The organism is Mycobacterium colombiense, assembly GCF_003284975.1.
In the GTDB taxonomy this organism is placed as follows: domain Bacteria; phylum Actinomycetota; class Actinomycetes; order Mycobacteriales; family Mycobacteriaceae; genus Mycobacterium; species Mycobacterium europaeum_A.
This window is the reverse complement of the sequence record NZ_QMEU01000029.1, coordinates 23,813-36,816: the sequence shown is the minus strand read 5'-3', so window position 1 is coordinate 36,816 and position 13,004 is coordinate 23,813. Positions and strand designations below refer to the sequence as shown.

General features: G+C 67.5%; 10 protein-coding genes. 5 read left to right on the top strand and 5 right to left on the bottom strand.

Annotated features, from left to right (window positions below; genetic code table 11):
* Positions 1 to 49 precede the first annotated feature (49 nt).
* Positions 50 to 1,468, top strand: coding sequence for an NADP-dependent succinic semialdehyde dehydrogenase (locus tag DQP58_RS12460; RefSeq protein WP_112708682.1), 1,419 nt, complete (start codon positions 50 to 52; stop codon positions 1,466 to 1,468).
* A gap of 16 nt (positions 1,469 to 1,484) precedes the next feature.
* Here DQP58_RS12460 and DQP58_RS12455 read toward each other — a convergent pair whose 3' ends face one another.
* From DQP58_RS12455 to DQP58_RS12445, 3 genes are all read right to left on the bottom strand, one after another.
* On the bottom strand, positions 1,485 to 2,420 hold the full coding sequence (locus tag DQP58_RS12455; protein ID WP_112708681.1) for a R2-like ligand-binding oxidase: 936 nt from the start codon (positions 2,418 to 2,420) through the stop codon (positions 1,485 to 1,487).
* The gene (locus DQP58_RS12450; RefSeq protein WP_112708680.1) at positions 2,417 to 3,112 is read right to left on the bottom strand and encodes a TetR/AcrR family transcriptional regulator; all 696 of its coding nucleotides are present in this window, start codon (positions 3,110 to 3,112) and stop codon (positions 2,417 to 2,419) included. The genes DQP58_RS12455 and DQP58_RS12450 overlap by 4 nt, the downstream gene beginning before the upstream one ends.
* A gap of 151 nt (positions 3,113 to 3,263) precedes the next feature.
* Positions 3,264 to 4,970 carry an acyl-CoA dehydrogenase family protein gene (locus tag DQP58_RS12445; protein WP_112708679.1) on the bottom strand — a complete coding sequence of 569 codons (1,707 nt, stop codon included), beginning with the start codon at positions 4,968 to 4,970 and terminating at the stop codon, positions 3,264 to 3,266.
* Between the two features lie 125 nt (positions 4,971 to 5,095).
* Here DQP58_RS12445 and DQP58_RS12440 point away from each other — a divergent pair, with 125 nt between their 5' ends.
* Genes DQP58_RS12440 through DQP58_RS12430 form a run of 3 tightly spaced genes read left to right on the top strand, consistent with a single transcriptional unit; the run spans position 5,096 to position 8,714 of the window.
* Complete coding sequence (locus DQP58_RS12440) at positions 5,096 to 6,076, top strand: phosphotriesterase-related protein (protein ID WP_112708678.1); 981 nt, start codon at positions 5,096 to 5,098, stop codon at positions 6,074 to 6,076.
* Positions 6,069 to 7,541 carry an AMP-binding protein gene (locus DQP58_RS12435; RefSeq protein ID WP_112708677.1) on the top strand — a complete coding sequence of 491 codons (1,473 nt, stop codon included), beginning with the start codon at positions 6,069 to 6,071 and terminating at the stop codon, positions 7,539 to 7,541. Before DQP58_RS12440 ends, DQP58_RS12435 begins: the two co-directional genes overlap by 8 nt.
* A 48-nt stretch (positions 7,542 to 7,589) precedes the next feature.
* Positions 7,590 to 8,714, top strand: a complete 1,125-nt coding sequence (locus DQP58_RS12430) for a methyltransferase (protein ID WP_430915954.1) — start codon at positions 7,590 to 7,592, stop codon at positions 8,712 to 8,714.
* A 146-nt stretch (positions 8,715 to 8,860) separates the two neighbouring features.
* Here DQP58_RS12430 and DQP58_RS12425 read toward each other — a convergent pair whose 3' ends face one another.
* Both DQP58_RS12425 and DQP58_RS12420 read right to left on the bottom strand, forming a co-directional pair.
* Positions 8,861 to 10,198 (bottom strand): lipase family protein, encoded by a 1,338-nt coding sequence (locus DQP58_RS12425; protein ID WP_112708675.1) that lies wholly within the window; start codon positions 10,196 to 10,198, stop codon positions 8,861 to 8,863.
* A gap of 157 nt (positions 10,199 to 10,355) precedes the next feature.
* A complete protein-coding gene (locus DQP58_RS12420; protein WP_112708674.1) occupies positions 10,356 to 11,531 on the bottom strand; it encodes an acyltransferase family protein in 1,176 nt (391 codons plus the stop codon).
* A gap of 181 nt (positions 11,532 to 11,712) precedes the next feature.
* Between DQP58_RS12420 and DQP58_RS12415 the strand changes: the two genes are divergently transcribed.
* Complete coding sequence (locus tag DQP58_RS12415) at positions 11,713 to 12,999, top strand: DUF3068 domain-containing protein (protein ID WP_165827856.1); 1,287 nt, start codon at positions 11,713 to 11,715, stop codon at positions 12,997 to 12,999.
* Positions 13,000 to 13,004: the final 5 nt, after the last annotated feature.

Here is a 13,004-nt window from a genome sequence, read left to right as displayed (position 1 = left end):
TTGGACTCATCAGCCGTAAGCAATACCAACCCGATGAAGGAGGGCCGACGTGCCCATCGCCACCATTAACCCGGCTACCGGCGAGACGGTGAAGACCTTCACCCCGGCCACCGACCAGGAAGTCGACGCCGCGATTGCCCGTGCCTACGAACGCTTCCTCGATTATCGCCACAACACCACGTTTGCCCAGCGCGCCCAGTGGGCAAACGCCACGGCGGACCTGCTTGAAGCGGAGGCCGACGAGGTCGCCGCCATGATGACGCTGGAGATGGGCAAGACCCTGAAGTCGGCGAAGGCGGAAGCACTGAAGTGCGCCAAGGGTTTTCGCTACTACGCCGAGAACGCCGAGAAGCTGCTGGCCGACGAGCCGGCCGACGCCGAGGCGGTGGGCGCGAAGCAGGCCTACACCCGCTATCAACCGCTCGGGGTGGTGCTGGCGGTGATGCCGTGGAACTTCCCGCTCTGGCAGGCCGTCCGGTTCGCTGCACCGGCGCTGATGGCCGGCAACGTCGGGATCCTCAAGCACGCGTCGAACGTGCCGCAGTCCGCGTTGTACCTCGCCGACGTCATCGCGCGCGGCGGCTTCCCCGAGGGGTGTTTCCAGACCCTGCTCGTCTCCTCGAGCGCGGTCGAGCGCATCCTGCGCGATCCGCGGGTGGCGGCGGCGACCCTGACCGGCAGCGAGCCGGCCGGGCAGTCGGTGGCGGCCATCGCCGGCGACGAGATCAAGCCGACCGTGCTTGAGCTCGGCGGCAGCGACCCGTTCATCGTGATGCCGTCGGCGAACCTGGACGAGGCCGCCAAGACCGCGGTCACCGCCCGGGTGCAGAACAACGGCCAATCGTGCATCGCCGCAAAGCGGTTCATCGTGCACACCGACATCTACGACGCGTTCGTCGACAAGTTCACCGAGCAGATGGAGGCGCTGACCGTCGGTGACCCGACCGATCCGGACACGGACGTGGGCCCGCTGGCCACCGAGTCGGGCCGCGACGAGATCGCCAAGCAGGTCGACGACGCCGCCGCGGCGGGCGCCAAGATCCGCCTCGGCGGCAAGCCCATCGACGGGCCGGGGTGGTTCTACCCACCGACCGTCGTCACTGACATCACCAAGGACATGGCGCTTTACACCGAGGAGGTGTTCGGTCCCGTGGCGTCGATGTACCGGGCAGCCGACATCGACGAAGCTATCGAGATCGCCAACGCCACCACCTTCGGCCTGGGATCCAATGCCTGGACCAACGACGAGGCCGAGCAGCAGCGCTTCATCGACGAGATCGAGGCCGGGCAGGTCTTCATCAACGGGATGACCGTGTCGTACCCGGAGCTGGGATTCGGCGGCGTCAAGCGGTCGGGCTACGGCCGCGAGCTCGCGGGCCTGGGCATCCGCGCGTTCGTCAACGCCAAGACCGTGTGGGTCGGGGAATCCGAGAGCGGCTCCTCGTCGGGCGACGACAAGGTCGAGTGAGCTCGGGCCGCCGCCTTCACACCCCGGCCAGCAGCTTCTCGTCCTCCTCGGCGAAGGTGTCCTCGAGCTGGACCGGCGAGTAGTCGAGGTCGATCTCGCTGAGCGGGCGCCCGCGCGCGCTGGAGATGGTGCCGAAGCGCCGCATCCCCTTGTCGGAGGCGTACTGCATGAACTCGTCCACCGACAGGCCGAAGGGCATCGGGTCATAAAGGGCGAAGCCCTCCTCGATCAGGCGCAGACCCAGCGGCATCAGCTCGTTCATCCGGGTCTCGAAGACGCCCCAGTTGGCGTCGTCGGCGGCCACGTGGCGCCGGCAGGTGAAGGTGCCCCAGGCCATGTGGCGCCGCTCGTCGTCGCCGATGCGCCGCACCAGCTCCTGCATGCCGGGCAGGATGCCGCGCTCCACGCAGATCTTGTGCCAGCCGAAGTAGCCGGTCAGCGCCAGCATGCCTTCGACCATGTGGTTGTAGGTCACCGACGCGCGCACCTGGGCGGCCGGCGACGGATCGACCGTCAGCGCGTTCAGACAGCCCGGCAGCTCCTCATAGAAGATCGTGCGGTAGGTGGGCACGTCGTCGAGGTAGTAGTGCAGGTCCTCGGTGATGCCGACGGCGTCGAGCCACATGCGGAACACCTGGACGTGCTTGGCTTCCTCGAAGGCGAACTGCGTCAGATACATCTCGTCGCCGAGCCGGCCTTCGGCCCGCATCGCGGCCATGAACGGCTGGATGTCCTGGGTCACCGACTCCTCGCCGGCGATGAACTCGGCGCACAGCCGCGTGGCATAGCTGCGTTCGTCGTCGGTGAGCCGCTCCCAGTCCTCGCGATCGCGGGAGAAGTCGATGTCGGCCGGATTCCAGAATTTCGCGTTGCCGCCCGCGAACAGCTTGAGCGGCAAGCTGTCCCAGTTGAGGCCGCCCTGGGCCATCGAGGCGATTCGGGTGCGATTCATGTGACCTCCTCAGATCGTTCGGGGGCTGGGCTGATTGCCGCGGATTTCGGCGCGGCCGTGAACGCGGCGGCCAGCACCGCGACGAGCCTGCGCACGGCCAGCGCCGGCTGCTCCGGTGTGGGCTCGTCGAGCCCGAGAATCGGATCCAGGCCGCGCATGTAGGGCGCCAGCGCCAGGTGCGGAAAGATCAACAGCAGCAACGACAGCAGCGCGTCGGTGTCGGAATCCGCCCGCAGGTCGCCGCGCAGCTGCGCGTCGCGCACCAGCGGGCGCATCACTTCCAGGTAGTGCCGGTGGATGACGTTCTGCACGCTGACCCGGGCTTCGGTGTCGACTTCCAGGGTCGCCGCGGCGTGCAGCGCGCGTTCGTGGGGATGGTCGGCGAAGTAGGCCACCCACGCGTCGAGCCAGTCCGTGAGGAACTCGAAAAACGGCCGACTCGGGTCCAGTTCGCGGATGCGGTCCTCCATGTAGGCCCGCACGCGCTGGCTGGCGATGTCAGCGATGAACGCATACAGGTCGCGCTTGTCCGCGAAGTACTGGAACAGGCTGCCCTTGGCGACCCCGGCCCGGCGTGCGATGACGTTCAGGCTGCCGCGGGAGAACCCGTGCGCCCCGAACTCCGCCTCCGCGGCTTCGATGATCGCGGCGCGACGCGCGGGATCGACGCGCGCCCAGGTGACCGTTGGCAATGCCGCCTCCTCAAGTGAATGACCACTGGTCATATTACTGTGAGGCAGCTCACAGTCAAGGGCTTAAGCACATGCCTTCGCGGCGAGCGCCCGGCCGGCCGGGCCCTCCAATGCGAACGCCCGGTTGGGCGGGCGTTGGCCGGGCCGGCCCCTACGGCCGCATCTGGTAGGCGCCTGCCAGCGGCGCGATGTGCTCCTTCCAGACCTGCTCGTAGCGCGACGGGTCGTGGGCGGGGCGACGAATCATCCGCGTCGCGAAGCGCGATTGCGCATCGGTGGTCGACGGCTTGTCGTTGAGCTCGACGGCATAGCCGTTGAAGTCGCGGACCAGCACCGCGAAGATCGCGTCGATCAGCGCCTCGTCCACGTCGGACAGCGCGGCCTCCTCGAGGATCAGCTGGGCATACGGCACGGTGGCGAACAACTGCCCGACGGCGAAGGCGAAGTCGATGTCCTTCTGCTGCGCGGCATCCGGCGTCGCGCCGGCCAGCATGTCGGCCAGCACGTCGATCTGCGAGCGCAGCAGCGCGACGTTGGGCAGGTGCGCGAAGCCGTCGAACGGCGCGCGCCAGTCGTGGAAGCGCACCTTGCCCAGCCCGCCGGTGGGTCCCTGGTTGAACAGGAAGGTGTCGTCGGCGGCGTCGTCGCGACGCCCGATCGACGGCAAGTCGGCGTTCGGCGCGAACAGGAAGTTGGGCATGAACTTGCCGAGCAGCCCGATGTTTATGTGGACGGTGCCCTCCAGCCTTGGGAGCAGGCCGATTTCGCGGGTCATCGCCTCGAAGATGGTGTCCTTCTCCACGCCCTTGGCGGCTATGACGTCCCACAGCGCGGTGATGACGCGTTCGCCCTCGCTGGTGATCTTCGCCTTGGTGAGCGGGCTGTACAGCAGGTAGCGGCGGTCGGAGGCCGACGCGCTGCGCATGTAGTCGCAGGCGCGGGTGGCGACCAGCCGCATCGCGACCAGCCGCGCGTAGGCGTCGGTGAGCAGCCGCCGCACATGGGTGAAGTCGGTGACGACCGTCCCGTACAGGATGCGGTTGGAGGCGTGGGTGACCGCCTCGTACATCGCGTGGGTACACATGCCGACCGCACCCCAGCCGAGGTTGTACTTGCAGACGTTGACGGTGTTGAGCGCGGCGTGGAAGGCCTCGGGGCCGCGGTGCAGGATGTCCGCCTCGGCCACCGGGTAGTCGTGCAGCGCGTAGTTGGCGACGAAGTTCTGCGAGTTCACCACGTTCTTGATCAACCGGTAGCGCTCGTGCTGAGAGTCGGCGACGAAGAACACGTACTCGTCGGTGTCGGCGAGCTTGCCGAACGTCGACACCATCCGGGCCACGTTGCCGTTGCCGATGTAGTACTTCTCGCCGCTCGCGGACCAGCCGCCGTCCGACGGGGTCAGGATCATGTCGGTCTGGTAGACGTCGGCGCCGTGCGTCTGCTCGGAAAGCCCGAACGCGAACACCTCCCCGGCCTCGAGCATCGCGGCGGCCTTGCGCTTGGCGTCGGAGTTGGCGCTCATCCAGATCGGGCCCAGGCCCAGGGCGGTGACCTGGAAGGGGTACCAGTAGTTGAGCCCGTAGAAGCCGACGATCTCGGCGAATTCGCTGATCCGGTAGGTGTCCCAGCGGCAAGCCGACCCGTCCGAGGCCCCATAGGCCGACGGTGTCAGCAGCGACGCGAAGATGCGCTCCCGGCCGACGTGCTCCAAAAACTCGGAGTACCAGACCCGTTCGTGGTCGTCGGACTTCAGGCGGGCCTTGCCGCGCGATTCGAAGAAATCCACCGTCGCGGCCATGATCTCGCCCGAGCGGCGGTCTGGGTACCGGCGTTGCAAGTGGTTGGGATTGAGCAACATGACGTGACTCCCAGCGGGTTCTCGACGAAGACGAGGGTGACGGTACTGCAATGGCGCGGCCCCCGGGGGTGCCTGGAACAAAACGGCCCTGTTGGTCGGGTGTTAGTCGACCTAGCATCAGTGGCGTGTCAGAACTCAATACCGCTCGCGGGTCCGTCGATACCGCTGCGCTAGGCGTGACCCTCATGCATGAGCACGTGTTCATCATGACCACCGAGATCGCGGAGAACTACCCCGAGGCGTGGGGCGACGAAGAACGGCGGGTGGCCGACGCCATCAAACGGCTCAACGAGCTCAAGGCCCGCGGGGTGGACACCATCGTCGATCTCACCGTGATCGGCCTGGGCCGCTACATCCCGCGCATCGCCCGGGTCGCCGCGGCGACTGAACTGAATATCGTTGTGGCGACTGGGCTTTACACCTACAACGACGTGCCGTTCCGGTTCCATTACGAGGGGCCGGGGGGGATGCTCGGCGGGCCGGAGATCATGACCGACATGTTCGTCCGCGACATCGAGCAGGGCATCGCCGACACCGGCATCAAGGCCGGGATCCTCAAGTGCGCCACCGACGAGCCCGGCATCACCCCCGGCGTCGAGCGGGTGCTGCGCGCGGTCGCCCAGGCACACAAGCGCACCGGCGTGCCGATCTCCACGCACACCCACGCCGGGTTGCGGCGCGGCCTCGAGCAGCAACGCATCTTCGAAGAAGAGGGCGTCGACCTGACCAGGGTGGTCATCGGGCATTCCGGCGACAGCACCGACATCGGTTATCTGGAAGAGCTCATCGCGGCGGGGTCGTACCTCGGGATGGACCGCTTCGGCCTCGACGTGATCTCGCCGTTCGAGGAGCGGGTCAGGATCGTGGCGGAGATGTGCGAGCGCGGGCACGCCGACAAGATGGTGCTCTCGCACGACGCGAACTGCTACTTCGACGCGCTCCCGGAAGAGTTGGTGCCGCAGATAACCCCGAACTGGCACTACCTGCACATCCACAACGACGTCATCCCGGCGCTCAAGGAGCGCGGCGTCACCGACGAGCAGCTGCACACCATGCTGGTGGACAATCCACGCCGCATCTTCGAGCGGCAGGGTGCTTATGAGTGAGCCGATCCCGCCGATCGGTACCCAGATTTCGGCGCTGGCCGCACTCGCGCCCGACGAACCGGCGGTCACCTGTGACGGCATCACCCTGACCCGGGGCGAGCTCGACCGTTCGACGAACCGGTTGGCCCGCGCGTATGCGAAGCTCGGGGTGGGCGTCGGCGATTACGTGACGATGGTGCTGCCGAATTCGGTCGAGTGGATCCAGTCCGCGGTGGCGTGCTGGAAGCTGGGCGCGGTGCCGCAGCCGTTGTCCGCCCGGTTGCCCGACGCGGAGTTGCAGGGGCTGCTGGACTTGCGCCCACCCGCCCTGCTGGTCGGCCGCGAGCACCCTGGAATGGCAAGCGTGCCAGCCGGTTTCGAACCCGATCCGGCGTTGCCGGACGGGGCATTGCCCGAGGCGGTGTCACCGGTGTGGAAGGCGATGGGATCCGGGGGCAGCACCGGGCGGCCCAAGCTGATCGAATCCGGCGGCGACAGCCGCATACCGGCGGCGATCGGCTATCCGCTGGGCGCCCAGGAAGGCGACACCACCCTGGTGCCGGTACCGCTGTCGCACAACACCGGTTTCACCACCGCGACGATCGCGTTGCTGATGCGCCATCACCTGGTGCTGATGAGCCGGTTCGACCCCGAGCGGTTCCTCCGGCTGATCGCCGACCATCGCGTCAGCTTTTTGACGACGGTGCCGACGATCATGCAGCGGACGCTGCCGGTCTACCAAGCCGACCCCGATGCCTACGACCTGTCCTCGATTCGGCGGTTCTGGCATCTAGGCGCGCCCTGTCCCCCGGCCATCAAGCAGGCGTGGATCGACCTGCTGGGCGCGGAGAAAGTCTGGGAGCTCTACGGCGGCACCGAATTACAGGCGCTGACGTTCATCTCCGGGGACCAGTGGCTGGCGCACCGCGGCTCGGTCGGCGTGGTGGTGGCCGGGGAGATGAAGGTGCTCGACGACGACGGCAACCCCTGCCCGCCCGGCGTGGTCGGCGAGATCTACATGCGGCCCGGCCCGGACAGCGCACCCACCTACCGCTACGTCGGCGCCACGGCGAAAAGCCGCGACGGCTGGGACTCGCTGGGCGATCTCGGTTATTTCGACGCCGACGGTTTCCTGTATCTCTCGGACCGGCGGGTCGACATGTTCACCGTCGGGGGCCGCAACGTCTACCCCGCCGAGATAGAGAACGCGCTCTCGGCGCACCCGGACGTGCTGTCCTGTCTGGTCGTCGGCGTCCCCCACGAGGATCTCGGCCAGGTGCCGTACGCGCTCGTGCACCCGATCGACGGTTCGAATCTGGATTCCGTTGCCGTGCAAGCGTTTCTGCGCGAGCATGTGGCGGGGTACAAGGTGCCGCACACGGTCGAGTTCGTCGACACTCCGTTGCGCGACGACGCCGGCAAGGCCCGCCGCTCGGCGGTGCGGGCCCAGATCATCGAGCGCTTGTCGACCGCGGAGGCCAGCTGACCCGCACCAGCAGGAATACTTGTTGTTTCGAGTCTGTAATCGTCTGTAATGACCAGGTACTGGAGAACGATGCCGCCTAAGTCACCGACATCAACCCCGCGACTGCCGCCCGCCCGGGTGGCTCGTGCGGTCGAACGAGTCCGTCATCACGTGGGGCGGCTATATCAGAGACTGGCACCCCCGCCGATCGCGGTCATCGACATCCTCTTCGGGGCCTTTCTGTCGCAGGCCATCTCGGCATCCGCGCAATTGGGCATTGCTGACGCGCTGGCTGCGGGCCCACTGACCAAAGAGGAGTTGGCGCGCCGTGTCGGGGCCGACCCGGACAGCGTGGCTCGGTTGATGCGGTTGCTGATCAGCCGTGGCGTGTTTCGCAGGCGTCGCGACGGCCGTTTCGCACTGAACGCGCTGGCCGACACCTTGCGCACCGACTCGCCGATCTCGACGCACGGGACTGCCCTGTTCTTCGGCTCCCCGCAACATCGAGCGAACTGGACGCGGCTGGCCGATGCGGTGCGCACCGGAGAGCCGAATCCCCCGAAAGTGTTCGGCAAGGACATCTTCGACTACCTCCGGGACGACCCTGAGTTCGCGGAGATCTTCAACAACGCCATGACCTCCACGTCGTCAGTGTTGGAGGCAGCGGCGGTCGCGGCGTACGACTTCAGCAACTTCGGTGTCATCGCCGATATCGGTGGCGGCCACGGCCGGTTACTGTCGTCCCTTCTCACCGCCGCCCCCAATGCCCGCGGCGTGCTGTTCGACCTCCCCGAGGCAGTCGAGGGAGCACCACCCGTGTTGGCCGCGCACGGCGTCGCCGACCGAGTCACTGTGACGGGCGGGTCGTTCTTCGAAAGCGTCCCAACTGCTGACGCCTATGTGATGAAGAACGTCATCCACGACTGGCCCGATGACAAAGCCATCGCGATCCTCGGCACCATCAAAGCCGCGGCCCCTCCGGGTGCGAAGCTGCTGCTGCTGGAGATGGTGGTCCCCGATCACGACCGCGAATTCCTCGGCCACTACGCCGATATGGAGATGCTGGTGATGGCGGGCGCCCTGGAACGCGATCTCAAGCAGTGGACCGATCTACTCCGGCGGGGCGGCTTCCGGCTGCAGCGCGTGGTGCAGACGGCGGGGCCGCTCTGCGTCATCGAAGCCGTGCCCAGTTAGGAGGCGCGCCTCCGGCTCACACCTGCTGCCGTGGACCGTTACACGGCGAGTCCCAGAGCCTCGATGCCGGAGGGCAATGACGTCGCCTCCCGTCCGCGCACACGCTGAAACAGTGCCCTGCGCACGCGGGATACCCCGGCGAGCCGCTACGCCGCGTCGGATTTGGAGAGCGGACGGGACCGGACCGGCCGTCCCAAGATCACCTTGGCCGTGATCGCGCCGAGCTTCAGCATGCCGAGGTAGGTCGACGGGTTGAACAGGGTCGGCCACACCGTACGGAGCTTGTTTTCGTCAATCGGGCGTCCGGTGAACCGGTCGCGTAGCCATCTGAGGGCCATCGGCGAGGACAGCGGGTGAAGCAGCAGGTGACCGCAGAATCGATCGCGGTGATAGGTGACCGCCACCCCAGCCGCGCCGTACGTCTCGACGAGCTCATCGATGTCGTCGACACTGATGATCCTGTCGTGCACCGCCTGGATCACCAGCAGGGGCAGTTCGGGTGGGGTCTTGCCGAGCTTGGTTTCGTCGAAGATGTGGCGCACCTCCGGCAGGTCCCACAGTTCGTCGGTGGAGATGTCGACGTAGGAGCCGATGTCTGCGTTGCGCAGACGCCGAACCGCGCCCGCGGTGGTCAGCTTCCGCAATTCGTTCAGCACCGCCCTGCCCTCTTCGGTGGCGTGCTCGATGACGACCCGCTGTGCTTCCGGGAACACCTCGGTCAGCGCCGCGACCATCAGCGCGGCGAGTCCGGCGAAAAACGACCCGTTGAGGCGGCGCGCGACGCTTTCCGGGTCGGCGACCGGTGAGCCGAGCACCGCGCCGACGATATTGAGTTCCGGCGCGTAGCGGGCGGCCGCCTCGGCTGCCCACGCGGAGGCGAAACCACCGCCCGAATAACCCCACAATCCCACCGGGGCGGACGGGGACAAGCCCAGCCGTTCGCAATTCAGTGCCGCACGGACACCGTCGAGAATGCGGTATCCCGGCTCGCGGGGTGCGCCCCACATGCCGTGACAGCCCTCGTGGTCGGGCACCGAGACCGCCCACCCTTCGGCCAGTGCCGCCGCCACCAGCAGGAACTCCGCCTGCGTGAACGCGCCGATCGCCCCGGCGCCGCGCCGCAGGGCGTACGACGGGAAACACTGCGACGCCACCGCATCGATAGCGCACTGATACGACAACACCGGACACCGCGGATCGCGCTGTTCCGGCAGCAACAAGGTGGTCACCGCGACCTCGGGATCGTCGTGCAGGTTCGTGCTGCGGTAGAGGAGTTGGGTGGCGGTGCAGCTTTGCGGCAGCAGGCCCAGGAAGCCCAACTCGACCGTGCGCGAGCGCAGCACGGTGCCACATTCAGCCTGTTCATAACCCGGCGGCGGTTGGTAGAAGGGATCGTCATCCGGCGAGAGCGGACGCTCGCCAGGACGCAACTCTGCGTGTGGCGTGTCCGCCATCGGCCGTGCCGCGATCGTGTCGTTGTCCATTGTTGAACGCCTCTCCGGGACCGAAGCGACTTCGTTGCCCTGCCGCTTCCGGCACCCGTGACCCGCCGCTTTCTCACACTCGGGGTTACCCAAAAAAGAGGTTTCAAGACCTTCAGTACCGCATCGGAAAGGAATTCAGGTGGCCGTCCGGGCGGGCTCACGGCGCGATCGCGTCGGCCTCGGCGTCGACATCCTGAGCCGTCTCCGCCGGCCTCTCTCGTTTCTCCCAGCGGCGCAACGCTTCTCGGCACGGCGACTCGACCAGCGCATAGCTGACCGCGGCGATCGCGAAACCGAAGATCAGCGTCAACACCAGCACCGTGGGCATGCGGCCGGTGAACGGGAACGTCCCGAGCACCGGAAACACCATCGCCAACGCCGCCAGGTGCCACACGAACAACCCGTAGGACCAGCGGCCCAACGTCACCATGGCGGTCGTCCCCAAGATGCGGTGCGCGGTGTCCACCCGATCCAGCACCAGCGGTGCGACCAGCGCAAAGGCCACCACGGAGCCCATCGCAGTCTTCACCGCGAACTGGGCCGGGGTGCCGGGCACCAGACCTTCGGGGCCCGCCAGCGGCGACGCCGCGATCAGGTAGGCGACCACCGCAACGGCCGCCATCACCAACCGCCGGCGCGCAATCCGGTGTGGCAGCCCGATCCCGCTGTGCACCCACTCGGCCAGCAGCATGCCGGCGGCGAACCAGGAGAAGAACGCCGGCGGCCAGTTCAGCGGATTGATACCCGAGGCCGAGTCGGCCTCGAAAAGCCACCCCCACGCCCAGCTCAGCGCGCCCAGCGCGGCGATCGCCGGCACCCGGCCCCGCACCGGCAGGCGGCGGGCCAGCAGCGCGAGAACCGGCAGCGCCAGATAAAAGCTGACCTCGACCGACAGGCTCCACATCTGGGTCAGCCCGCCGGTCAGCGTCAGCGGCACGTAAATCTGGGTGAGCGTCAGGTTGGCCAGCCACACCGTCGGGCTGGCGTGGTCGGCGTCGGGCAACAGCGTCAGGATCACGACCACGGCGACCACATAGGCCGGCATGATGCGGACCACCCGCGACCGCAGGTAGTGGCCGGTGGCCGGGCGCGACCCCAAACCCCGTGCCGCCGCGGCATGCCCGCGCCACAACAGAAAACCCGACAGCGCGAAGAACACCGCCACGGCCAGGTCGAAGCGGCCGAACAGCCTGCCGGTGGCGCCGCTGGAGTGTCCCGTCTGGAACGCGACGTGCGTGACCACCACGCCCATGGCCGCGCAGGCGCGCATGCCTTCCACGGCCGGCAGGAAGCTGCGCAGGCCGCCCACCCGCTGGTCATCGCTCACCACCACAGTTTGCCTGTGCCGCGTGGCCCGGCGTATGGGCGCACCCGGAGGACCTGTCCGCGCGAGCAACAGGTTCGTAAGTCGCTGCCTTACTTTCTGCTGTTAGGGTCAGACGAGTTTGCCCCGGGCTGCCTGCTCGGGTCGGGTCGCGGCTGATGAAGCAAGAAGATGAGGAGGGCACAGCGACGTGAACCGAGCAGTCATGTTGCGGTTCGCCGCATGCGGGATCATCGGCCTCGGAGCCGCCCTGCTGATCGCCGCGTTGCTTTTGACGACGTATACCACCAGCAGGATCACCAAGGTGCCCCTGAACATCGACGCCACGCTGATCGGTGACGGCACCGGGACGGCACTGGACTCCGCGTCGTTGTCGACCGACCACGTCGTCGTCAACCAGAACGTGCCGCTGGTCTCCCAGCAGCAGATCAGCGTCGAGTCGCCCGCCAACTCCGACGTGGTCACGCTGCAGGTCGGAAGTTCGTTGCGGCGCACGGACAAGCAGAAGGACAGCGGGCTGCTGCTGGCGATCGTCGACACCGTCACGCTCAACCGCAAGACCGCGCTGGCCGTCTCCGACGACACCCACGCCGGCGGTTCGGTCCAGAAGCCGCGTGCCGTCAATGACGAGAACCCGCCCACCGCGATGCCGCTGCGCCACGACGGGCTGTCCTACCGGTTCCCGTTCCACACCGAGAAGAAGACCTACCCCTACTTCGATCCGATCGCGCAGAAGGCGTTCGACGTCAACTACGACACCCAGGAAGACATCAACGGGCTGACCACCTACAAGTTCACCCAGAACGTCGGCTACAACTCCGACGGCAAGCTGGTGGCCCCGGTGGCCTACCCGTCATTGTTGGCGGGCAACGAGGATGCCAAGCAGACGACGTCGGCGGCGATGTGGGGCGTGCAGGGCGGTGACCCGAACGAACAGATCACCATGACCCGCTACTACGCGGCGCAGCGCACCTTCTGGGTGGACCCGGTGTCGGGCACCATCGTCAAGGAGACCGAGCACGCCGATCACTACTTCGCCCGCGATCCGCTCAAGCCGGAGCTCACGCTGGCCGACTACAAGGTCACCTCGAACGAGGACACCGTCGAATCCCAGGTGAACGCCGCCCGCGACGAGCGCGACCGGCTGGCGCTGTGGTCGCGGGTGCTGCCGATCACCTTCACCGCGGTCGGGCTGATCGCGCTGATCGGCGGGGGGCTGCTCGCGTCGTTCAGCCTGCGCAGCGAGAGCGCGCTGACCGACCCCGGCCTGGACCGCGGCGACCAGGACTTCTTCGGCCGCAGCGGCCTCGAGGAACCGGTGCCCGGCGCCGAGGCCGAGACCGAGAAGCTGCCCACCCAGCGGCCCGAGGCGCGCCCGGAGGCCGGTCCGCCCGGCTCCGACCCGGCCGGCCCGGAGGAGCCCACCGAGGCAGGGCCCACTGAATCCCACCCGCCCGGCACGCACGACCGGGAATAGCCCGG

What these genes read in the sequence shown, in the direction of transcription:
- DQP58_RS12430 (WP_430915954.1), top strand. Translation starts at nt 7,590, where the DNA reads ATGACCAGGTACTGGAGAACGATGCCGCCTAAGTCACCGACATCAACC.
- DQP58_RS12455 (WP_112708681.1), bottom strand. Translation starts at nt 2,420, where the DNA reads ATGAATCGCACCCGAATCGCCTCGATGGCCCAGGGCGGCCTCAACTGG.
- DQP58_RS12425 (WP_112708675.1), bottom strand. Translation starts at nt 10,198, where the DNA reads ATGGACAACGACACGATCGCGGCACGGCCGATGGCGGACACGCCACAC.
- DQP58_RS12435 (WP_112708677.1), top strand. Translation starts at nt 6,069, where the DNA reads ATGAGTGAGCCGATCCCGCCGATCGGTACCCAGATTTCGGCGCTGGCC.
- DQP58_RS12445 (WP_112708679.1), bottom strand. Translation starts at nt 4,970, where the DNA reads ATGTTGCTCAATCCCAACCACTTGCAACGCCGGTACCCAGACCGCCGC.